The organism is Paenibacillus ottowii (genome assembly GCF_050516475.1).
In the GTDB taxonomy this organism is placed as follows: Bacteria; Bacillota; Bacilli; order Paenibacillales; family Paenibacillaceae; genus Paenibacillus; species Paenibacillus ottowii.
In genome coordinates, this window is the sequence record NZ_CP191577.1 from 1,912,261 (window position 1) to 1,933,825 (window position 21,565).

General features: G+C 40.8%; 20 protein-coding genes, 10 tRNA genes, 2 pseudogenes and 1 CRISPR repeat array. Of the genes and pseudogenes, 19 read left to right on the forward strand and 13 right to left on the reverse strand.

Annotated features, from left to right (window positions below; translation table 11 throughout):
- The first annotated feature begins 36 nt into the window (after positions 1 to 36).
- The 10 genes from ACQQ6X_RS09035 to ACQQ6X_RS09080 all read left to right on the forward strand — a co-directional run bounded on the left by ACQQ6X_RS09035 (position 37) and on the right by ACQQ6X_RS09080 (position 929).
- A tRNA-Tyr gene (locus ACQQ6X_RS09035) sits at positions 37 to 122 on the forward strand.
- A 17-nt stretch (positions 123 to 139) separates the two neighbouring features.
- Positions 140 to 212: transfer RNA gene (locus tag ACQQ6X_RS09040), tRNA-His, on the forward strand.
- Between the two features lie 18 nt (positions 213 to 230).
- Positions 231 to 305, forward strand: a tRNA-Gln gene (locus ACQQ6X_RS09045).
- Between the two features lie 4 nt (positions 306 to 309).
- Positions 310 to 385: transfer RNA gene (locus tag ACQQ6X_RS09050), tRNA-Lys, on the forward strand.
- A gap of 15 nt (positions 386 to 400) precedes the next feature.
- A tRNA-Leu gene (locus ACQQ6X_RS09055) sits at positions 401 to 488 on the forward strand.
- Between the two features lie 6 nt (positions 489 to 494).
- Positions 495 to 569, forward strand: a tRNA-Gly gene (locus tag ACQQ6X_RS09060).
- 10 nt (positions 570 to 579) lie between these two features.
- A tRNA-Cys gene (locus ACQQ6X_RS09065) sits at positions 580 to 650 on the forward strand.
- Between the two features lie 26 nt (positions 651 to 676).
- Positions 677 to 753: transfer RNA gene (locus ACQQ6X_RS09070), tRNA-Arg, on the forward strand.
- Between the two features lie 22 nt (positions 754 to 775).
- Positions 776 to 849: transfer RNA gene (locus ACQQ6X_RS09075), tRNA-Pro, on the forward strand.
- A gap of 9 nt (positions 850 to 858) precedes the next feature.
- A tRNA-Gly gene (locus tag ACQQ6X_RS09080) sits at positions 859 to 929 on the forward strand.
- 209 nt (positions 930 to 1,138) lie between these two features.
- On the opposite strand, the gene ACQQ6X_RS09085 is transcribed toward ACQQ6X_RS09080, so the two are convergent.
- The 3 genes from ACQQ6X_RS09085 to ACQQ6X_RS09095 all read right to left on the reverse strand — a co-directional run bounded on the left by ACQQ6X_RS09085 (position 1,139) and on the right by ACQQ6X_RS09095 (position 3,480).
- Positions 1,139 to 2,242, reverse strand: a complete 1,104-nt coding sequence (locus tag ACQQ6X_RS09085) for a PAS domain-containing sensor histidine kinase (protein ID WP_305168261.1) — start codon at positions 2,240 to 2,242, stop codon at positions 1,139 to 1,141.
- Positions 2,235 to 2,888 (reverse strand): response regulator, encoded by a 654-nt coding sequence (locus ACQQ6X_RS09090; protein ID WP_016818376.1) that lies wholly within the window; start codon positions 2,886 to 2,888, stop codon positions 2,235 to 2,237. The genes ACQQ6X_RS09085 and ACQQ6X_RS09090 overlap by 8 nt, the downstream gene beginning before the upstream one ends.
- A gap of 142 nt (positions 2,889 to 3,030) precedes the next feature.
- Positions 3,031 to 3,480, reverse strand: coding sequence for a GAF domain-containing protein (locus ACQQ6X_RS09095; RefSeq protein ID WP_305168262.1), 450 nt, complete (start codon positions 3,478 to 3,480; stop codon positions 3,031 to 3,033).
- Between the two features lie 299 nt (positions 3,481 to 3,779).
- On the opposite strand from ACQQ6X_RS09095, the gene ACQQ6X_RS09100 reads away from it, so the two are divergent.
- Entirely contained in the window at positions 3,780 to 4,520 is a 741-nt protein-coding gene (locus ACQQ6X_RS09100) for a Crp/Fnr family transcriptional regulator (RefSeq protein WP_142614966.1), read from the forward strand.
- Between the two features lie 572 nt (positions 4,521 to 5,092).
- On the opposite strand, the gene ACQQ6X_RS09105 is transcribed toward ACQQ6X_RS09100, so the two are convergent.
- Positions 5,093 to 6,508 (reverse strand): helix-turn-helix domain-containing protein, encoded by a 1,416-nt coding sequence (locus ACQQ6X_RS09105; protein WP_305165071.1) that lies wholly within the window; start codon positions 6,506 to 6,508, stop codon positions 5,093 to 5,095.
- A 338-nt stretch (positions 6,509 to 6,846) separates the two neighbouring features.
- Between ACQQ6X_RS09105 and ACQQ6X_RS09110 the strand changes: the two genes are divergently transcribed.
- From ACQQ6X_RS09110 to ACQQ6X_RS09120, 3 genes are all read left to right on the forward strand, one after another.
- Positions 6,847 to 7,548 (forward strand): hypothetical protein, encoded by a 702-nt coding sequence (locus ACQQ6X_RS09110; RefSeq protein ID WP_305165072.1) that lies wholly within the window; start codon positions 6,847 to 6,849, stop codon positions 7,546 to 7,548.
- Positions 7,549 to 7,882: 334 nt separating this feature from the next.
- Complete coding sequence (locus ACQQ6X_RS09115) at positions 7,883 to 8,731, forward strand: hypothetical protein (protein WP_430493570.1); 849 nt, start codon at positions 7,883 to 7,885, stop codon at positions 8,729 to 8,731.
- A 474-nt stretch (positions 8,732 to 9,205) separates the two neighbouring features.
- Positions 9,206 to 9,811: a CPBP family intramembrane glutamic endopeptidase gene (locus ACQQ6X_RS09120; RefSeq protein WP_305165074.1), complete on the forward strand. Its 606-nt coding sequence runs from the start codon at positions 9,206 to 9,208 to the stop codon at positions 9,809 to 9,811.
- Positions 9,812 to 10,025: 214 nt separating this feature from the next.
- On the opposite strand, the gene ACQQ6X_RS09125 is transcribed toward ACQQ6X_RS09120, so the two are convergent.
- Positions 10,026 to 10,322 (reverse strand): aldo/keto reductase, encoded by a 297-nt coding sequence (locus ACQQ6X_RS09125; RefSeq protein WP_430493571.1) that lies wholly within the window; start codon positions 10,320 to 10,322, stop codon positions 10,026 to 10,028.
- Here ACQQ6X_RS09125 and ACQQ6X_RS09130 point away from each other — a divergent pair.
- Positions 10,321 to 10,699 (forward strand): annotated as a pseudogene (locus ACQQ6X_RS09130) (IS110 family transposase); the annotation flags it as partial. The gene ACQQ6X_RS09125 and the pseudogene ACQQ6X_RS09130 overlap by 2 nt on opposite strands.
- Positions 10,700 to 11,380: 681 nt before the next feature.
- Here ACQQ6X_RS09130 and ACQQ6X_RS09135 read toward each other — a convergent pair.
- The gene (locus ACQQ6X_RS09135; protein ID WP_305165075.1) at positions 11,381 to 11,794 is read right to left on the reverse strand and encodes a nuclear transport factor 2 family protein; all 414 of its coding nucleotides are present in this window, start codon (positions 11,792 to 11,794) and stop codon (positions 11,381 to 11,383) included.
- Between the two features lie 1,110 nt (positions 11,795 to 12,904).
- Between ACQQ6X_RS09135 and ACQQ6X_RS09140 the strand changes: the two genes are divergently transcribed.
- Both ACQQ6X_RS09140 and ACQQ6X_RS09145 read left to right on the forward strand, forming a co-directional pair.
- Positions 12,905 to 13,513 (forward strand): hypothetical protein, encoded by a 609-nt coding sequence (locus ACQQ6X_RS09140; protein ID WP_305165076.1) that lies wholly within the window; start codon positions 12,905 to 12,907, stop codon positions 13,511 to 13,513.
- Positions 13,514 to 13,541: 28 nt separating this feature from the next.
- The gene (locus ACQQ6X_RS09145) at positions 13,542 to 14,393 is read left to right on the forward strand and encodes a hypothetical protein (RefSeq protein ID WP_305165077.1); all 852 of its coding nucleotides are present in this window, start codon (positions 13,542 to 13,544) and stop codon (positions 14,391 to 14,393) included.
- Positions 14,394 to 14,844: 451 nt separating this feature from the next.
- On the opposite strand, the gene ACQQ6X_RS09150 is transcribed toward ACQQ6X_RS09145, so the two are convergent.
- The 3 genes from ACQQ6X_RS09150 to ACQQ6X_RS09160 all read right to left on the reverse strand — a co-directional run bounded on the left by ACQQ6X_RS09150 (position 14,845) and on the right by ACQQ6X_RS09160 (position 16,118).
- Positions 14,845 to 15,066: a hypothetical protein gene (locus ACQQ6X_RS09150; RefSeq protein ID WP_305165078.1), complete on the reverse strand. Its 222-nt coding sequence runs from the start codon at positions 15,064 to 15,066 to the stop codon at positions 14,845 to 14,847.
- 82 nt (positions 15,067 to 15,148) lie between these two features.
- Positions 15,149 to 15,589, reverse strand: a complete 441-nt coding sequence (locus ACQQ6X_RS09155) for a sigma-70 family RNA polymerase sigma factor (RefSeq protein WP_305165079.1) — start codon at positions 15,587 to 15,589, stop codon at positions 15,149 to 15,151.
- Between the two features lie 121 nt (positions 15,590 to 15,710).
- A complete protein-coding gene (locus tag ACQQ6X_RS09160; RefSeq protein ID WP_305165080.1) occupies positions 15,711 to 16,118 on the reverse strand; it encodes a carboxymuconolactone decarboxylase family protein in 408 nt (135 codons plus the stop codon).
- A gap of 122 nt (positions 16,119 to 16,240) precedes the next feature.
- On the opposite strand from ACQQ6X_RS09160, the gene ACQQ6X_RS09165 reads away from it, so the two are divergent.
- Together ACQQ6X_RS09165 and ACQQ6X_RS09170 are read left to right on the forward strand one after the other, a co-directional pair.
- Positions 16,241 to 16,690, forward strand: coding sequence for an Lrp/AsnC family transcriptional regulator (locus ACQQ6X_RS09165; protein ID WP_305165081.1), 450 nt, complete (start codon positions 16,241 to 16,243; stop codon positions 16,688 to 16,690).
- 911 nt (positions 16,691 to 17,601) lie between these two features.
- Positions 17,602 to 18,100: direct repeats of the CRISPR family, unit length 32 nt; unit sequence GTCGCACTCCATGTGAGTGCGTGGATTGAAAT.
- 591 nt (positions 18,101 to 18,691) lie between these two features.
- A complete protein-coding gene (locus tag ACQQ6X_RS09170; RefSeq protein ID WP_430493572.1) occupies positions 18,692 to 18,931 on the forward strand; it encodes a hypothetical protein in 240 nt (79 codons plus the stop codon).
- 66 nt (positions 18,932 to 18,997) lie between these two features.
- Here the strand turns inward: ACQQ6X_RS09170 and ACQQ6X_RS09175 are convergent, their stop codons facing one another.
- The 4 genes and pseudogenes from ACQQ6X_RS09175 to ACQQ6X_RS09190 all read right to left on the reverse strand — a co-directional run bounded on the left by ACQQ6X_RS09175 (position 18,998) and on the right by ACQQ6X_RS09190 (position 21,339).
- The gene (locus ACQQ6X_RS09175) at positions 18,998 to 19,945 is read right to left on the reverse strand and encodes an NAD(P)-dependent oxidoreductase (RefSeq protein ID WP_305165083.1); all 948 of its coding nucleotides are present in this window, start codon (positions 19,943 to 19,945) and stop codon (positions 18,998 to 19,000) included.
- Between the two features lie 115 nt (positions 19,946 to 20,060).
- Positions 20,061 to 20,309, reverse strand: coding sequence for a transposase (locus tag ACQQ6X_RS09180; RefSeq protein WP_305165630.1), 249 nt, complete (start codon positions 20,307 to 20,309; stop codon positions 20,061 to 20,063).
- A 135-nt stretch (positions 20,310 to 20,444) separates the two neighbouring features.
- A pseudogene (locus ACQQ6X_RS09185) lies at positions 20,445 to 20,666 on the reverse strand (DUF2750 domain-containing protein); the annotation flags it as partial.
- Between the two features lie 496 nt (positions 20,667 to 21,162).
- On the reverse strand, positions 21,163 to 21,339 hold the full coding sequence (locus ACQQ6X_RS09190; RefSeq protein ID WP_305165084.1) for a hypothetical protein: 177 nt from the start codon (positions 21,337 to 21,339) through the stop codon (positions 21,163 to 21,165).
- Positions 21,340 to 21,565: the final 226 nt, after the last annotated feature.

Consider the following 21,565-nt stretch of genomic DNA (forward strand, 5'->3'; position numbering starts at 1 on the left):
GGTTGGGGGTTCAAGTCCTCTCGCCGGCACCATTTTGGAGGATTAGCGAAGTGGCCAAACGCATCAGACTGTAAATCTGCTCCCTTACGGGTTCGGTGGTTCGAATCCATCATCCTCCACCAGTTTTTATAATCATATGGCGGTCGTGGCGAAGTGGTTAACGCACCGGACTGTGACTCCGGCATTCGTGGGTTCAAGCCCCATCGGCCGCCCTTTGATTTTTAATTTAATGGGGATTAGCCAAGCGGTAAGGCAACGGACTTTGACTCCGTCATGCATAGGTTCAAATCCTATATCCCCAGCCATTAAGAGCCATTAGCTCAGTTGGTAGAGCACCTGACTTTTAATCAGGGTGTCGAAGGTTCGAGTCCTTCATGGCTCACCATTAATAAATTGTTTTGCGGTCGTGGCGGAATTGGCAGACGCGCACGGTTCAGGTCCGTGTGGGCTAACCCCCCGTGGAGGTTCGAGTCCTCTCGACCGCACCATATTTTGCGGACGTGGCTCAGCGGTAGAGCATCGCCTTGCCAAGGCGAGGGTCGCGGGTTCGATTCCCGTCGTCCGCTCCATTATCCATACGGCGCCATAGCCAAGTGGTAAGGCAAAGCTCTGCAAAAGCTTCATCCCCAGTTCAAATCTGGGTGGCGCCTTGACTGCTCATTATGGAATTTAATATGCGCCCTTAGCTCAGCTGGATAGAGCGTTTGACTACGAATCAAAAGGCCGGGAGTTCGAATCTCTCAGGGCGCGCCATTTCTTAAAAAATGTATAATGTCGGGATGTAGCTCAGCTTGGTAGAGCACCTGGTTTGGGACCAGGGGGTCGCATGTTCAAATCGTGTCATCCCGATACTGATTTGCGGGTGTAGTTCAATGGTAGAACTCCAGCCTTCCAAGCTGGTAGCGTGGGTTCGATTCCCATCACCCGCTTTTTGCTATAGCGGATTCTTGTTGCCTCAGTGGTGACACCTTATAAATAAAGAGAGCCTGTCTGGGGACAGAGCTCTCTCTTTTTTTGTGCATTTATATTCCATAGATTCCACAAAGTGAGGGCTATCGTTAGTACTTGCCATCGGTGTATCTCTCCTGTTCCTGCGGGAGAAGAGAGATACACCGATAACTGATTTAGTATACAGATTTTACACTGGAATGGTTACTTGAATAGAAGTTCCCTGATTTGGTGCAGAGGTCATGCTCATGAAGCCACCCACTCCTCTAGCTCGTTCTTCCATGCTGAACAATCCAACTCCCTCTCCTTTGGATTCTCCAGAGAAGCCGATACCCTCATCCCGAATAATTACTTTTATTATTTCGTCTTGATCCTCTACATCAACGTATGCTTCTGCTACATCTGCGTACTTGGCCACATTGGTCAGTGCTTCCTGTACAATTCTATAGATTGCTATCTCCTTTCGGATATCAAGGCGTTTACGTAAAGTACATTGAAAATGCACTTCGATTCCATAATGAGAGCAGAAGTTTTCAATATAGGTTCGTAAGGCTGGTACTACGCCTAAATCATCCAGAACGGAGGGACGGAGTTCCCATGCTAGACCACGAACATCTTTTATGATGTCGGTTACCTGTGTGCGCAGATTTTCCAAAGTATCACTGGGCTGTTCGGCTAGTTGGCTATCTAGTTGAATAATAAGTGAAAACAGGCTTTGCCCAATCCCATCATGAAGTTCTCTTGAAAAACGTTTACGCTCTTCCTCCTGTATTTGCATAACTTGCGTCATCATGGTTTGAAGCTCTGCCTCTACTTTTTTTAATTTAGTTACTTCATTGCGGATCGCTAAGTACTGATAGGGTTTACCTTCGTCGTCCATAAATGGAACGATCGTAGTATTCACCCAGTAGTAGCTGTTATCTTTAGCACGATTCCGTATTTCTCCCTGCCATACCTTACCTGAACGGATTGTAGTCCACAGGTTTTTCATAAAGGCGGGGGGATGATAGCCCGAATTAATGAGACGATGATCCTGCCCGATCAATTCTTCACGAGTATATTGCGAAATTTCACAGAACTTATCGTTTACGTACTGAATAATGCCTCGATGATCGGTCAGAGCAACGATGGAAGAGGTATCTAAAGCAAATTTGAGATTGGATAGTTGGTGGAGTGAATTACGCAGTTCATGAAGAAAAGGGGAATCTCGCACGTGATTTTCCAAATCACCCAGCAGTTTATCGGTAGATTCCCCAAAGTCAGGCAACAGTAGAGGGTTAGAAGGTTCATTCATAATGGAGCAGCCCCTTTTTCAGTGCAAATTTGACCAACTCAGGTCGTGTCTTCAGGTTAAGCTTCTCCATAAGGTTGCTTTTATGGGACTCTACGGTTTTGACGCTAATCACCAGGTGCTCAGCAATTTCCTTGTTGGCATATCCTTTGGCTACCCATGATAGGATCTCCTTTTCCCGTTCAGACAGGGATTCGTAGGGTCCAGCTATGCCCTCTTGTTTGATTTTGTCCAAATATTCACTCATCAGGCGTTTGGTTGCATTGGGGTACAGATAGGCACTACCTTCGGCCACAGACTGGATGGCAGCGAGTAATTCCTCGTGAGGCGCACTTTTTAAAATATATCCAGATGCTCCGGCTTGAATGGCTCGGAACAAATATTCTTCGTCGTCATGCATTGTTAAAATAAGCACTTCTGTATCTGGCAACTGTTTTTTTAATTCAGTGGTTGCGGTGAGGCCATCTTTGCCAGGTGGCATACTAAAATCCATGAGCACAACATTAGGTTGTAGTTCCACTGCTTTGCGGATCGCCTCATCCCCGTCTGCTGCATCTCCTACTACCTTAATACCGTTTTTGCCGTCCAATAGGGCCATGAGGCCAGAACGTACGACAACATGATCATCCACTACAAGTATACGAATCAATTAGTCATCCCCTCGAACGGTAAAAAAACCGTGCGTTTTGTCATAATCATAGCAAATTTTAGGGATTTCAATCAACAGAGATCGTTAGATGATCCGTTCATATGGACTTAATTTATAATTTATTTTATATTCAATTATCAATTTATGGAGTGAGAGGGAGGGCACATAGCTGGCCAAGGCGATGAGCGACTTGAGTCGCTTGGGCTACATCAGAATCGCTGAATGTTCTCACTTCACGGTTACCAAGAAGTAGCACACCGTTGGGCAAGTCTCCTGTACTGGAAAAGGGAATGGCTACTGCAGAATGTAACTGTTCGGCCAGCATAAGCGCACATTCTTGACGTAAACGTATACTACCAGATATTAAAGCGCTAACGGTTAAAGTACGTCCCAGACGAACAGCCATCCCGGCAATCCCATGCCCGACTTTAAAAGAGATAAGGCGATAGCGATTGTTTCGACTGCCGGAGGCATAATACCAATGCAACTTACCCCCTGAATTGGTCATAAATGCAAGGGCAGTGAGATCCCCATAAATATGATCTCGCAACTGGTTCAGTTCTTTTCGCATTTCATCCGTTATTTGTAGCATAGAGGACACATCCTTTTTCTTAACCAAACTGTAGCTCTAATTTATTGTAATTCCGACAGGTACAAAAGTAATTCAGGGAACCCCCTGATCTATAGGTTCAGGAAACACTGACTTTTCATTAGAGTAGGTAATTAATAAGAGAAGGAGCGATAAATAGGCAGTTAGATAATCTTGGAAGTGATATTTATCACTGCAAATCAGGGAGTAGGGAGGTGCAAAATCAGGTGTTCTCCCGATAACAACCCAACCATCAAAACATTATGATAAGGATATCAGGTAAACACGAGGAGGACGCTAATATGCAAGCCACTTGTATGGAACGGTTTGGAGACGAAGCGCAGCGCACGGGGATTCAGCTTTTTCTGACGGAAGAGTATTTTGAACTGTTAAAAGATATCATGTCCTGGAAGAAGGTAAAGGCAGGCGTTATGCTTTTTAGGGAGGGGGATGATGCGGAGCAGCTTTATTATATACATTCAGGTCATGTTAAACTCCGTAAATCGACAGAAGATGGCAAAGAATTGATTCTAACTATTCAGCATCAAGGCGATTTGATCGGGGAGTTTAGTGGGATAGATGGAGAAGAGTATAGTTGCACTGCAGAAACAGCCGATGTGTGTGAATTAGGTGTCGTGTTTGTTAAGGATCTGGAATCTCTCCTGTCTAAAAATGGGGAGATGGCACTTCAGTTCATACAGTGGATGGCGATGAAACAACGGATTATGCAATCACGTTTTCGAGACTTACTATTGTATGGCAAAACGGGGGCACTAGCGTCTACATTGATCCGTGCAAGTAATACATGTGGTGTAGCTGTGAAAGATGGCATTTTACTAAATATGAAGCTAAGTCACTCCGAACTAGGAGAAATGATTGGAGCAACACGCGAAAGTGTGAACCGGATGCTAAGCTCGTTAAAAGAACAGGGAACTCTGGATACCAGAGACGGAAAAATCGTCATTCATGACCTCAAGGTGCTACGTGGCATGTGCTGTTGTCCTTCGTATGGTCAATGTGCTCATGAGATTTGTAGACTATAAAATGATGAGTAACGTTAGGCGGGGGCTAAAAAAACTCCGTCTAATTGTAAGTTCTGACCATAAGCAAATAAAAGGAATGAGTATCATGGGAACTGTAATTTATTACAAGTTGTAATTTATAGTTCAAAATGATATATTATTTGAGCTGACAATAAAACAGCCGTTTCACAAGATGATAAATAGGGCCAAATAATCTTCGTAAGAAAGAAGAAAAAAATAACCCTTGCATTTTTGAAATGAACATGATATGATCTTATAGCTGCTGAAAAACGCAGCGAAGAAAAAGTTTGATCTTTGAAAACTGAACAACGAGTGAGTAAACTGATTTTGTTCGCAAAATCCTCCCTCAAGTACATCTATAGCAACTTTTATTCGTATTTCTTCGCTGTATTTGACCATAAAGTAAAATCCGCACCCTTTCTTCTTAGAGGATTATATCATGTGTCTAAGATTTGGGGTGCGGTTCATTAAGGTTAGCGGGGATTTGCTTTACTTACGTTTAAGCCCCTCCATGCTGTACTTGAGGCTCTATACCATGCGAGTGAATAGGTACAGTAACAATTAACAAAAAACTAGCCGCGACGATCAACAGTGCCATTTTTTTCAACATTGTTCATCCACACCTTTTCAATAAGATTTAAAAAATTTGCTTTGATTTCAGGAGTAGCATGTTCTCGAAAATGTAAAAATAGCCCCATACAATTTATGAAATAAGTCTCATTATTTAGTGTATGATAACTTACCATAGAATACATCAAATGTTTAAAACCATCATCGTAAGAATTTCGATGTAAATAATAATGAGCCAACTCGTAACCACACCATGCAAAATAATCTGGTACCACTTGTTGAGTATACATATTACTTGGTGAATGTTGCGATAATGATACAATATCCGCTTCAAAGCGTTTAATTATGTTACTAACATCAATATTATATCGGTTAGCCGCTATCATAATATTCAGCAGTTGGATGACCTTATCTTCTTGATTTGTATCCTCTACTGCATCAATGTATTCAATATAATCTTGTAGCACCTCTATATCTCCGGATAAAAGCTTATTCACAATAATATTGGCTTTTGACCAGTGCTTAAACAAGCCAATCCAGTGTTGGGTATCTTCGTCTGTCTCTTTAACCCAATCTAAATTAGCATAGGCGTATGTATATTGTAGAGCTTGGTGATAATCGCCTTGGGCTTCGTAGACACCTGCACACAGCAGGTCAGCATAGGAAATGTATACAAACAATGGACGGTTTAGCTTATCAGTACATTCAGTATGTTTTCGACTCTTATGTTCGTGTTTCAAATTATATTGAATTTCCGCTTTAGCCCTCATTAATTTTGCTATTTCCTCTACCTTGTCCCATTTACGCAAAGACCTGTACACGTTAGCTAAGTCCTTCAATGCGTCAAGCTGTTCTATTTCATCTAGGCGTTCGACAAAAGCTTCAAAAACAGCTGCTGCCCTAACATTTTGGCTTTGATCATCACCGATTTTGATTGTGAATATACGATATTGGCAGACTGCCAAACGTTCAGAGTGTTGATATCTCTCCGTTTCAGCTACCCCCTCATAGAGCAGCAATGCAGCCGCATGTCGTCCCTTCGCCAACAATCCTTCTGCAATTTCGAATAGCTTGGGTGAATACAGTAGATTGTCCATGATGGCTCCCACCACTCGACGGATCGCATCCAACCGATCCAACTCCGCACAGCGAAACAAAAACGGCTCGATTCGCCTCATATTTGGGGGGTGGTCGATGATGAAGTTATCTATAAACAGATCGTAAAACTCCCCTTCTGGTAAACCCATAGCCTCAGTGATTCGGTCAAGTTGGTTAACTGACATAGACTTATTTCCTGACACAATAGCACTTATTATTCCCCTATTCATGCCTGCAAGTTGTCCGAATTGCGCTAGGCTCAAACCCTTTTGTTGTAGGTAACTATCTAATTCTGCTCGAATCGTAGGTGTATGCTTCATGTCATATCCACCTTCCATACAGAAATTCCAAAACTTTTTATTATTGCATTCTATTGTTGTTCATAATTTAACAGTTGTCAATAACCTTCTTTTTTGCATTTTAAGCCTATACCCACCTACGAATCCATTAAATATATTCATATATTCCATAAAAAGGTTGACGATATTGATAGACCGGTTTATGCTATTATGGATTTACAAATATTTCAAGGAAGCGTTTTGTTTGAACGTAAAATTTCTACCACAAGCTTTTCTAGCTGCAACGTTACTCATTTCTTTGGGAGTCGTCAGCCCGGCGATCTCTCATGCTGAGAAAGGGGGGGGAAATCCCTGACCAAATGTTAGCGGGTACAATCATCCAATATGATGAGAACAATAACATGGTTGTATTGGAAAAAGGAACTCCAGTACCTGAACAGCAAAAATCTAAAGCTGCTATTGCCCCACTTACTGCTGAACAACAGGTTGAGCTAGAAAAAGAAAAACAACAGGATAAAGAGATCGAAGAAGCAACCAAATCACTGCCGGTATATCATATTGATAACCCTGACCCTCAGCCTGGTTTAAAAGTAATTTATGACGGCGAAGGTTTTATCAAAGATATTATCTTGCCTGAACAAAAAGAAAATGCGATTACTACTAATAATGTTTCACTTCAAGCATTACCACGCGGTACACGCAAATCGCCTGGGACTTATACATATGGAGATCATGATAATGAAATTAAAATTAACGGAACATCTAGTGGCTATGTTCGAGGCACAGGGAGAGGAACAAACTTCACAGACACGTATGGGGAAAATTCCAATAAACTCCAAAGAGGTGACTGTGCAACAAAAGGAGCCATTGATAATCCCGACTTCGGGGCAGAAATTCGGGTAAGGAATTATGATTATAATGAGGTAGCTAATTTTTATAAAGCTGATAACGGGAGTCTTCCAGATGCAGTCATTGATATTTGGAAAACGGGTGTAGAGAAGTTAGGTTTAGAATGGCATTCGTACGTCTCATTTTCAGCAAGATATTCCTATGATTTTTAAGATCTTTATACCAAAAAAGGATAGGATCTCGCGTCCTATCCTTTCCCTTTTCGTTATCATCTTCAGTTTGATTCATCACTTATCTCAGAAAGGATGCTTCGTGTTGAGAACAAGCAGCTACAAATTTTTTAGATTCTTTATACTTTCCCTGCTCGTGCCAGCTTTATTGTCATCCTGCTCTCCCTCTTCTACCCCACCAGCAGAATCATCTGTACCCAAAAAGGCCCAATCAAATGAAAAAGTAGTGTCGCCCGGGAAAGGCCAGTATCTATCCATGACTTATACAGAGTATGTGAATGGGAAGAACACAGATCAAGGCATGGTTATGCGAGTTATGACATACGACTTAAACAGCAAAAAATTGACCAAGCTGGCCGATGTTCCTTATACCTCTCAATACCCGCTTTCTGTAGTGTCCTTGCCTGATCACAAAATTTATTACTCTGCTGATGTTGGTGATAAGGGAGACCAATTATTTTCGTATGACTTGAATACCAAAAAAATCGAACAGCTTACCGATAATTTGTTTGCCATCAATCGTATCGTACCAACTACTCCAGATGGCCCACTCGTTCTGGTTGCGGTCAAAAAAGGAGAACGTATACTTAAAACTATGTTCTACAATAAATCAACGCACGCCATGAAATTTATGCATGATGAAAACCAAGATAATATCACTTGGTCTATAGCCTATAATTCAGAAAAAAATACAATTTACAATTCACAGTATTCGGAGAGGGAGCGAGATAAACAAGGTGACATCTCAGACCGAACACAGACCATTATGGTCCCCCCGGACAACAAGGTTACAGAAATCAATAACGTTACCAAGCAAGAGCGTTCTATCATTACACTAAAAAAAGAGAAAATAACTTCAATGTCCAGCAGTAATGATAAGCTGCTCCTCATAACCACTCGTTTCATTAATCACGGCAATCCCGAGTATAGTCTGGTTGATATTGCAACAGGTAAACGTACCAAAATAAAGTTGCCCTTTTTATCCCGCCAATTTGTCTATATGTCCCCGGACGGCAAGGGGGTCTATTATTTGGGCAGCACTTCTCAGAAAAATCAGGCAGAAAGACGCGGCGTATATTATTATGATTTCACATCGAAAATTCAAACCCCCATTTTCATACAAGAAGAGGGTTTTATCAATAACTTCATACTGCTGAACAAGTAATTATTCTGTTGAACTATGCCAAAAAGCCGGAAAGAAGCTTACTCTTTCTCTCCGGCTTTCTTTATCTGAATTCCAATCACTAAACCTATTGCGTAACTTCTCCCACAGTCGCACCTTTGAGCACTCTTCTCTTACTAGCTTGGCCAGTAGAGCTTTTAGTGTTTACTTTGAAACTTTAGCCGGATGATACCTCTGCCGTAGCCTGATCCAAGAAATCATTAAGCTTTGCAGTCAGACCAGATACAGCTTCCTTAGCTGCTGCCTGTGCTGCATTCTTGTTTGGCTGTGCTTCAGCAGCCTGTGCCGCTTTTGTTTTGGCCTTATACTCTAGATATGCCTTCTCAATTGCAGGGCCTTAACTCTACTTAGGATAATACGATACTCCAATCCAAGACCACTACAGATATTAGAGTTTCTGAACATTTTATGGTAATATCAAACTATCAGCTGAAATTTATTGAGGGAAACAAAAAGATGCCTAAAAGTAAACTTATTCTCTTTATATTGTTTTTTTATATAGGCTGGACAATTAAGGAGCTAACATTCCATCCAAAAATAACTGATTTGGAGCTTTATTTGATATCCTTCTTGATAAAAATGATTTTTTGGATTGGGCTAGTGGTCATTTATTTCGTATATATCGATCGAGTAAAGTTGCAACAAATCATTGACTACATAAAATTAAAACAAAATATTCTCAGGGGAGTATTTATTGGCGGAATTATTGGATTATTATTGGTAGTAATCGAGGTTACTATCTTTAATGGTTTTAGATTGGACATAGGAATCAGATGGATTATTACACCGTTAACTGCATTTTCTGAAGAAGTAGTGTTTCGGGGATTCGTTATGAATAAACTAAGAGACCATCGGGTAAAAGGATATAACTTTATACAAGCCATACTTTTTATGGGCATACACTTTCCAATAGGTATTATTTCAGGATATTCACTTCTTAACTATGTGACCATATTTCTCGTAGGATACATTCTTGGATTTATATATAAAAAGACTTCTTCGATATGGGCTCCAACGATTGCACATAGTGTCTATAATATTCTTATTTATTTAAGGCAGTGAATATACCTATTTCTTTTAGTAAACTTCTTTTTAATGCTGTAACAAAAAAAGAAGGTAGGAAAAGTTTTTAAAAAGACTAAACTAATAAGAGGATTTTATGTTCAATATATGAGCATATATCCTCTTTTCTTTTGTATATTAGATTTGTTAATTAGATATTGAAAATATCGAGGGGTCTTAATCTAATGAAGTTCCGTGAATTAACTTTGGTTAATTATAGGTTAACTTCGCTCATACCTTCTGCAGTCATACGTTCCCCTGCGACAGCAGTCTTAGGGCTAACAGCTTCAATGCGTTCTAAATCCTCTTTCGTAAGTAGGACATCCGCGGCAGCTGCATTTTCCTCCAGATACTTAATTCGCTTCGTTCCAGGGATCGGCAGTGCTCCATTGGCGATCGTCCAAGCGATTGCCAATTGGGACGGCGTGCAATCTTTCTCCTGGGCGATCTCTTTGATCTTGTCGACGATCTCCACGTTCTTCTGGAAGTTCTCTCCTTGGAAACGTTCCATTCGAGGAGTAAATGCAACGAGCTTGGCTGGTGTGTTAGGGGAAGCCGGTGATCTAAGTGGTTATACCCACGGAAATGCCTTGCTTCGCCATGCAGGTTTAAACCTGGCTGAGGCCAGCTCCGGAAAATGGCGTGGGAAAATGGTCCTTAGCAAGCGAGGCCGCCCTCGTCTCCGGCGTTTCCTTTACCTCATGACGATGTGTATGGTTATGACCAATCCGGATATTAGAGCCCTGCACCATCACAATGTCGACGTGAAAAGCTCAAAAAAATGAAATCTATTATGAAATTATGTGGTAAGGTGGCCGAATGCTTGTTAGCCTGGCCAAGAGCAGCGAAGCTTACAGTTCAGTTAAAGTATTTCCGCAAGCCGCTTAGGCGCGTTATTTCACCAGCTGATGCATTCGCAGGATGGACAAGAAGCACGGAGTATCGGGAGGCATTAAACAAAAGGGATCGGACCCGTTCCGTTAGAAAAACCGACCTCCACCCCTTAGTTAGATGTGACGAAGGAATGAAAGGGCTTGACCCGTTGAGACATGGGAGTGAAAATCGCTAGGGGTGACATGGAGACGTGCAGGATATGGAACAAATTGGGTGATATACTCTCACCTTTATTTCAACATGCCCTTTCAATTGTTCCAAGCTACTAGCTCCTATGTTTCCTTTTTATCTGACACTTTGCTAAAGGTGAAATCCTGCGAATTCATGAGCCTGAGTGAGAAAACTAAATCATATTGAGGGAGCTTAATGAAACACCATCGAGTCAAATACTCTATTTTCTTTAAACAACGGAGCCTTTAGTAAAACTCTTTAACTTTTTGCGGTTATTGAATTGAATAATCGTCAGCTTTTGAAAAACAAGTATTAGACTGATCATCAAAAATGAGACAGCGGCGGACCAAGACTGAAAATAAAGTCTTAGACTGCCGCTGTTATCATTCTACTAACGTTCTTCGTTAGCGTAATGCATTACTTGACTAAATTCGATATGTTCCAGCCAATAACTACGTTTTCGTATGATTACTCAGCATAGTGCTGTGTAGGTGCACTAACATATCAACAGTCTCTTAAATCAAAAGCTTCTTCTAGTGCAGCGGTATCTTCGAAGATTTGAAAAAACCTTATCTTTTCCTCTTCTACTTCGCAAATAATTGCCCAATCACTCTCGAACACTTTCCCGGTTACATTGACCTTGATGCGGAAATTCCCCCATGCACACGCTGCTTCCTGATTACCGATGAGTTTGTGAAGGACAAACCTCTCTATTTGTTCTGCTTCTTCTAATATGTTTAAATAATTTCTAACACCTTCTTTTCCATGAAATGTGCCGTATAAAGGAATTTTATTAGAGGACTCTTTTTTAAGAATAATAAATTTCGCTTCATCATGAACCAATTCGATCACTTTATCTATCTGTTTGCTTCCTAATGCTTGAAAATAACTTGTTAGCACCTGTTGGGCACTTTGCATTTTCTACTAATCTCCCTTCGAATAGGCGGAATAAGTTTTGCACAATCCAATAATAACATATTTATATACCATCCTGCCCGTTGGCTTAACGTCGCCGCTGCCAGTCTAGAACTATATTTTTACGGTCTAACACTTTATTTTCTCAGTCTATAACTTTATTTTCATCAGACACTCGTCCCACACGATTCTCTTACTCAATTTATCCTCATCATCGGATTTCATTACGTCCCAACATGTATCCAAAAGGATGCGCCCATTGTTGTGTTTTCTGGGTTCGGATTAGAGTCATTGCAAAGCATACATTTTCCTATTTTCGGACTCTTTTTCACAAGTACCGCTCCCATCGACACGCTGCGGAATTGAACCGCGCAAAGGTTCTGACCAGGCTGTTATTGTTTCCGCTGATTAACTGGTTCCTTGCCGCCTGCGCGTGCCATAAAGCCCCGGAATAATCCGGGGATGATCCTGGATGCTGCTGGATTACAGAAGCTCTGCTGCGAGGTGCTTGAGCACCAACGGTGTTGGGATGAGTTGACCATCTTTTTTGTTGCCTTTAACGTAAGCTTTGTCCTCACGAGCATAGTAAACAACGCCTTGGCCCTCGACGATCGGAAAGCCACTTTCATCATCCGTCAGGGATGTTTGTACGTGTTTGCCGTGTTGTGCTGTGTGTTTTTCATCATGAGATGCAGGATACCGTCAGAACTGAGAATTGCGTATCGTGGTTGTGTAGTAGACATGATTATGTCCTCCTAATATGTTTTATTGAAAAAAAACAAAAAGGCCGGCACATTGGCCGACCTGATCACCGAGGCTCGAAAGCTGCGGTTCGTTCCTTATTTGATTTTCCATGATACAAATATATCACAGCAAAAGTCCAGGGACGGGCCACTTAGAGGCCACTTTAAGGACAAAAATAGGACACGAAAAACTTTTCTATGAAAAGTGTTTTTTCTCCGCAACTTTTTCCATCTATGATCAGTCTATTATCTAAGAAGGCTTTTTTTCCAAATATAATTAATATTGAAAGTAAGTGCAAATTTATTCAAACTCCTGTATGTAGATGAGGGGAAGCCTATCGCTATATCATGAGAGGATGAGGGAAAGTTTATGACGAAAAAGTGGGTATCTTTATTTTCTGTTATTTGCACAGTTTTCTTCCTTTTTGGCTCTAGTTCAACTTATGCAGAGAGTTATTACGCTGGAGTCACGAAGCCCGGAAGTCAGTATATGGGTATGACTGCTACCATTACAACTCCGAGTAAATTACCTACACTTGGTACTAGCGGTGAGTCAGCTTGGGTAACAAATGTCACTCCAAGTCGAGATTGGATTCAAACAGGTATCCGATTTTATTCAGGATATCCGGGATTTGCAACTTACGTTGAACATACTGTTAATGGAGCTTATGGCATGCAGGAAATAGGGACTCACCTTTTATCTTCATCTGTAAAATATATGGTTCAATATGGTTCTGACGGTAAATGGCATGCATATATTGGAGGTTATGATAAGGGGAGCTGGAGCTTAGGAACAAATAATAATGTACAAGCGAATGCAGAAACCCATTCTACAAATACCCAAATGGGACCATTCCAATTTACAGGTGTGCAATACAAAAATACAAATGGTGTGTGGAAAGCAAATGATACAGCCCCACGTGCCGATAGTCCATATCATGTCAGCAAAACGGATAATTCAAATTTCAAAGTCTATTAACCAATAATTTTAAAGGAGGTCGAAAGTAATGAAACATAAAAAGTTGCTGATCGTTGGGGCTGCACTGGGCATCTTTAGTGGGGCTTTTTATATAAATTCCATTTCTGCCGAGAGTCCTACTGAGCTTATCCAAACCAAGCTTTCTCAGCAAGGAGTATCCATTTCAAGCATTAGTGCTCAACAGGAGGACTTAAAAGTGGAAACGAAATCAGTTTCTAGTTCTGGAAAAGCTACAATTGATGACATTAAAGCGATTCGCGCGGTTCGAAATGAAGTACGGAGTGGAGTCAACGGAACCAATGAAATCAAAAATATTGATTTAGCTATTAAAGCTGCAAATGGAAAAACGATTTATGATGAAGTTTCTAATGATGTTACTCATATCCCAGACTTTTCGAAAAAAATCCAAGGTTCCATGGAGTCGACAAAGGTCCTGGAAGCTGTATATGGTGAACTTCAAGGAAACGGTATGGATGTAAAATCGGTAGATATTACAGATAGCGTTATTGGTGGAAAGCTGGCAAAGATTGTAATTGCAGCGGATGTCTCAGAGATCAATAGTCTGGTTCCTAAAATTGAACAGTGGATAATGGCGTTAAATGACGCTAAAGACAGCAGTGGTATTTCTCAATACGATCTGACTATCAATGGTAAAGATAATGAAGTATTATTCTACTTGACAGCAGATTTAGTATATCGTGATTTTTATTGGTGGCAATCAGATGCTTTAGGCGGTGAAACTTGGACGAACTCCGGACCTGAAAGTGAGAAGTCTGCTAACAGTAAAGACAAAGTAGAGGCAACACTTGAAAAAGGAAATACTGCTGAACCATCCAGAGTAGATAATAACGGTTTGGAAGAGCCCCAAATAAAAAGATAAAGATTATAAAGTAATTTGAAAAGGGCGTTCCTCATTAAAACGGGGAACGCCTTCCTTACTAAAATAATTCATAAAAGAAAAAGGTACCGAAAAATTTCCACCCAGTACCTTTAAATAAGTAGAAGGTAATTTTCTCTCTGTTTAATGTCCATGTGATTAAGGTGATGAGACTACCATATTTTATTGGTCCTCATAATTGCAATCCTTCTTCACAACTCTGAAAACAAAAAAACAGGTAGATGGGCTGCACCAATGAATCAGCTATACAACCTCTCTGCATTTCCCACCTCATATACTTCGACTCTCAAGGCAGCGGCAAGAATATTAAGGGCTTCCGACTTTATACGGCGGAATGTCCTGTCGTTCAAGCCCAAATCTCCACAAATTATGAAATCAATCTGCCGATACTGCCTAACTCTCCAGCTATCCTTACATCACTAAGTGTAGCTTATTATCTCTTTACTGCCACACTACCTATTGAAGGAGTCATAATATGTGTATCTGGTCCCATTAAATATTCTCCAAACGTCAACACAAAAGCGTCAACTCGGTCTGGTGACTTGAGCCCACGCTTTTTCATATCCTTCTTACTTTCAAACAGCATTTTACCCTTGCTGGTCATGTTCCATTTACGTGCTGTAGGTTGGGTTTCAAGAACATCATCATCTTCCAATATATTCGAACCCATTCTTTTTGAAAATGATGCTTTCAGGAGCCCAAGAAGTATCCGCGTTGCTTAGTACAACTTCCCCTTCTTACCCTGCTGTTGCACATCCTGAGTACATTGTTGGAAAGCTGAGTACCATATACAGCTGGATAACGGTCTGCAGCGGCTCGTCCAACTGTTCCACAGCATCCCGGATATCCAGCGAATCATAATCGGGAACGGGCTTCAGTTTATCCATACTTTCCATGTCGTCTATCGGGATCAGCCGTTTTTTGTTTCTCAATACTTGGCGACATTCGTTGATCAGTATTCTAGAGATCCAGGTATGAAAAAACTCCGTTTTTTTTAGCATATGAAGAGACTTATACGCCTTCAAGATCGTCTCCTGAATGGCGTCAGCACAATCCTCATCGCTGCGGAGGATCGAGGACGCAAGCCCGTACATTTTCACTTTGATAGCAAGCACAAGCCGGATAAATGCATCGTGGTCTCCCTTCCTTGCTTTTTTCACCTCTTCTTTCACGTTCACTCTTTTCTGCTCCTTTGACCGTATTCAGCATGTCATTCATTGGAACACCTTTTAGATGCGAGTTCCCAAAGGTTGAACGAAACGAAAAAATTTGGCAGAATCTCACAATTGATATCCTTCACTAAGGCTCTAAATCCATCAAAGCGCCAAACATTTGATTCCCTGTGGTAAAACATATATAAGAACATAACTCTGCGATTTCAGCATTTGTAAATTCCCTTCGCAACATATCAAATGTTCCCTGGTTAATGGAATCTCGACTTTTCAGAAATAAATCAGCGAAGGCAATAGCCAGACTGACTCTCGAATCCTCTATATTCTGCTCCGGCTTACCTTTAGCCTGACAGTATTTGCAGTCGTTACCAAAAGCAAGCGTACGACGAACCTGTTCTTTCAGCTCAGCACTTAAATTTCCATGCTCATAGAAAGCATCCTCCAGCTTACTCCAATACTTTAAAATTTCCTCGTTGTGCCCGAGAAGCCGTTGAAACTTCGTGTTCCCTATGTTCGAATACGGTATTCTAACCACACAATCCTCTCCTTCCTTATCCAAAATTATAAATTTAAATCTCATGATAATCCTTTACATTCGAAAAGAAATATGTATTATTCATTAACATATAACATTTATTTTTAAATTGGAGGTTCTATATGAAATTTGATAGCATAGATCTGCTTATTATTGATGAACTGGCACGAGATTCTCGATTGTCCATGAGAGAATTGGGGAAAATTATAAACCTGTCTCCCCCATCTGTAACAGAACGTGTCCGGAAGTTGGAAAATGAAGGGGTAATCACCGGGTATACAATCGGGCTTGATCGAAAAAAACTCGGTTTCGGATTGGAATGTATCATGGAAATCACGGTTAGAAATGGAGACTACAAAAAACTAAAAACGTTTGTTCAGAACCATCCACGCGTTCTGGGTTGCTGGAGAACTGCCGGCCAGGCCTGTTATTTTGTTAAGCTTTGTGCTGCCAGCTTAGAGGAAATCCAGGACTTTGTAGACAGTATTGCCTCTTACGCATCCCCTTTGACTCATATCATTTTTTCCGAGATAAACATTCTTACATGTACTAAGCAGCAGCTAACTAAATAGAATGAAGAGTCATAGCTAATTAACCTGATAACGTTATAAGACCAACCTCGTAATCGATAATTCGTATCAATAACGTTTAACCATAGATGTTATTGTCCTCTGGTTTTGGCAAGACATCTATCGTAAAAACAAAAAAAGGCTTTAGATAATACGCGGCTATTAAGCGTGAACGCTCTTGTCGTCTTACAATTAATTGTATCAAGTGTTTTGAATTGTTTAGAAAATTATAGGTGTGGCACAAACCGTACTAAGATTAATGGGACAACGTGTCCGTGAATTACGGAAAAAACAAGGATATCAATAGTAGTATTAAAAGGTAAAATATACGTTAATTAAATTAAAGAGTTTAGCATAATCTAGTTACCACATTTACTGTTGCGCGCTACAATGTAGATTAGGAGTCACTTGGATACGTAGTTTTTCAATCAACGCACTCTACATGAGCGCGTTGATTGAAAAATATCCCTTATTTCATCCCTTTGTCCTTTAGGGATTGTAGTAGAATTCTACTTAAGTCCTAGATTAAAATTGAAAGGCATAAGGAGCCGAACCAACTATAAAAACTGGTCGACTCTATTATGAGTGCATGGATCATGACAGAGCAGCCGCCACCTGGTCGTATGAGTAGATGAACGAACATTTTACGGGATTTGGAGTCGAGACGACGGTTTAGTACCATTCTGTATGGGAGGAGCTGATCCTGCAGTATGGAAAGCGCACTGGGTTTGTAAGGTGCGAATGTGAAGCTCACATAAAAACCCCGGGTCTTTCGCACCTCGAAATTTGTTGAAAAGTAACTGATCAGTTACCCTCAGTTAAAGTCAATGGTTGATCCAAGCCTTTTTGGCATCAGTTTTTGCGATAATGTGAGGAATTGATACCATTAGGGTATGAATTACTGCATTTTCGCTGTCGCACTCCATGTGAGTGCGTGGATTGAAATTCTCCAATTTACCACTTAGGTGCAAGTCTAATACATCGTCGCACTCCATGTGAGTGCGTGGATTGAAATTGAATTAGGAAAAATGAAATTAGAGGATTACGGGGTCGCACTCCATGTGAGTGCGTGGATTGAAATCGGCCTTTACTCCAAAGAGCATATGACCGGGGGCGTCGCACTCCATGTGAGTGCGTGGATTGAAATCGCAGACGAAAGAGGGGTACATAGATATTTTGAAGTCGCACTCCATGTGAGTGCGTGGATTGAAATCATTTGCACCGCCTCCATCCATAGCCCTCCCATTGTCGCACTCCATGTGAGTGCGTGGATTGAAATAAATTAAAACAAAAGGAATGTTCCGCCTCGGATAGTCGCACTCCATGTGAGTGCGTGGATTGAAATAGTAAGAGTCCAATTATCATTGCGTCCGGTCAATATGTCGCACTCCATGTGAGTGCGTGGATTGAAATCAATTAAGCTTAATGCCTATTGCATAGGTTAATACTTCGTCGCACCTACTTGAGTTGACAATGACTGCTCGGACAGCCATCGTCTTATTTTTATAGACGTAAATAAACACAAATGCACTCCATCTGTTTAACTATGCCACCGGTTAGCTTAATGACGCATCATTAGTCTAATACTTTATTGTCTTTTAATAGCAACAACATTAAGTGCCAATAGGCAGCCCCTTGCGGCAATCAGAAGGATTACATACCATAAGGAACTCACAATTCTCTTTTTTACTCAAACGAACAGAGAGTAACGTTCCAATGCACAGAAAAGCCTAATGGACCACCAGAAGCGACTTCTAGTGGTCCATTAGGCTTTTGTTCTCATACCAACTCAAATCTGCATATTTAGCTATGTACTCTCTAGCCTGATCAAAAGAATCTTGCTTCAGAAATCGAATTGTATCGTCGAAAAATCATATCCCCATGAGTCACTAAATACGGATTAAGGGGTTCCTATGGCATAAATCATTTGCTGCTTGGAAGGCCTATCGTAAAGGGGCTGCAGTATCTAATCGTGAACCCATATATACATTTAAGTTTTCGCTGATGTTTGGCCAACATTTAACCTCATCACTACTTGAATTAAGCTGTATGATCGGCCGTATCGGTGCTTCATGGCAGTATTTACCCGATTATAATGGCCCTTGGTCTTCAGCCTACAGCTTTTTCTGGCGTTCGTGGTTGATGCTGGGGAATCCGCTCCGCTTTGAGTTGACACTGGGACAGGCAGATGATTCGGTAATGGATTCCGAGCAAGCGAGACCGGAGGAGGAAGCGGGCGTATGACCAGGATACGATAAAGAACGGCCAATTGATCGACTGCTTTTTTAATAAAATGAAAAATTATCAGAACTATAACACCTGATTAAGCTTGCTTTCGGGTTCTTCACCGTTTTTTATATGTTTTATATTATTCACAAAGAAATCATATCTTTTTTTATGCAACTTGACGCCATCTGGCATGCCGGCAGTATGGGGAGTAAGTATGACATTACTCAGATCCCTTAGTTCACTGTCAATTGAAAGCGGTTCAGATTCAAACACATCCAAGCATGCTCCTGAAATTTTTTTATCTTTTAAAGCAGCTATTAAGTCATTTTCATTGACAATCCCACCGCGAGCCGTATTGATAAAAAGTGCGGTATTCTTCATCTTTTTGAATACTCCTTTATCAATCAGTTGTTTGGTTTGCGGATTCAGTGACGCATGTACAGTGACTATATCTGATACGCTTACAAGATTATCGAAATCCGTCATTTGTACAAAGCTGTCAGGTTGTACAACGGCATGTCTAGCATTAACCAGCACATTCATATCAAAAACCCTGCAAAACTCAGCTACTTTTTTACCGATAGCACCAAAGCCGATAATTCCTATCGTTTTACCTTTTAATTCACTTCCTGTATAATCCAACTGTTTTTCATCTATTCTGGTTTTCATGAATCTATCAAGGTAGGGTATGTTTTTATAATAAGACAACATCAGCGCCATTACATGCTCGGCCACTGCCTGCGCATTCACTCCTGCAGCATTAGCTACCCAAATACCTAGTTGCGTGCAGGCATCAATATCTACATTATCATACCCTGCACCCGTCTGTACCAGTTTCAATTTTTTTGCCATGGAAAGTAAGTCGCGATCCACTTTGATATGTTCAGGTATGATTACCTGGCAGTCTCCAATATGATGCAGCATTTCTTTTCCCGGCGGCACAATCGCAATGTCCCAGTCATTAGGAAAATATTTTTTAATATTTGATTTTGAAATTTGTGTAAAATAGCCTACTATAAGAATTTTCATTGTCTATCCACCTTCAATTTCTTTGTTTTTACAATAATATGTTTATTGATATTTGTAAAATTGATAGTTTATATAAATTCTACATAGCTGAATAATTTTTGAATAACATTCGTATTCACCAGCGATCAATGACCTCCAACGATTTGTCATTGACACGTTTCATGAAGGCTGCAATATGGATTCGAATATGATAAAACTTATTGTAAAATACGTTGTGAACGACATCGCTCTTTAGCCACTTCCACAAGCCTTCAATCAGGCTAAGGTCAGGCGAGTACTTCGGCAGAAAAACAAATTGTAATCGGTGATGCTGCTTCAAGAAATCTTGCACTTGGGCTGTATGATGAATGCGTCCGTTATTCAGGTAGAGCCTATACGCAAACCTATTTGAGCCACATCCTTAATGGAAATCAACGCCGTAACAAAAAGCAGCCGATCATATTTACCAGTTGCTCACTGTGTCTGTTTAACTATCGTTCCCCCATTAGTTCAACGATTTTCAATACTGTTCAAGTTCCTGTTCCAAATCTTTTAATAAAGCATTAATTTCTAGAACCGCTCCATCCTCTCTATTCCAGAATATCGAGGGCTTATACCGATCTTCCTTTAGTTTGGGTAAGAGCTCTCTTATAAATGCGTTTAAAGGGATGATTTCTGCTGTACAATTTGACCATTCTTCAAATGCACAATACTCTGCAAATTCCCTTTTTGGCCAGAATGGAACTAGTAAGTCCCCGTTATCTTAATGAGGAGCAACAGTCTTATACTTTATTTTTCAGTCTAGAACTTTAGACACCTATAATCAAGACCGCAAAGGCTTAAGCCCTTACGGTCTAATTTACTTTTGGCATCCTTAGCCCAATTTTCTCCTTCTTGGTTTCGTCCCCGACCATAGTTGATGGTGACAAAATCTAATGTACGGTTTGTTTTTAGGCTATCTGCTATGTTAACAACAGCCCTACGCCGTTTATCTCCAAATGAAGTTGCTGAGAGTAGTTTATAAATCTGAAGGGATTTAGAGTATGGGGGTAAAGGCTGTTACGCCTCAACCCTCTTCAAATATTCTGTAGCAAATCCTCCACTGTACCCTTCGAGCCGCACAACCTCCGAACCACACAAGTCCCAAGACTCAGATCTACTGTCCATACCTTGTCCTTGTACTTCTCCCTACAGCTTCATAGCAACCGTGCGTTACAACCTGATCACCCTTTTACAGCTTATATGTCCGTTCCCTCACCTTTACCGCCTCCAGTCAGATTCTTGTATTTGTTCTCTCCAATCTCGGTAACGATTATGAGTTTGAATCGTTCTTGATAATATTCCAACCTACGTGAGCAAGTAGTATGAAATAGAGCTGAAAGCTCACCGTTGTTCATCATTTTGAAATACCTCATTGCTTGTTCGCTCCTTATATAGGGGTATAGGGTAAGTGGTCAAAAGACCTCTGTTTATGCGCTCGGTTGATCCAGTGTATCAATAATTAATTTCGGTCCGTCTGATCATAATGTTCTTGCTTCAAGCAATCAAACGCCCTGTCATCCTTAGGTTACGTTCCGTTTCCTGCCTTTATAGGCTAAATGCTAGAGCGCATAAAAAAAGAACCCGCAAAGAAAATCTACG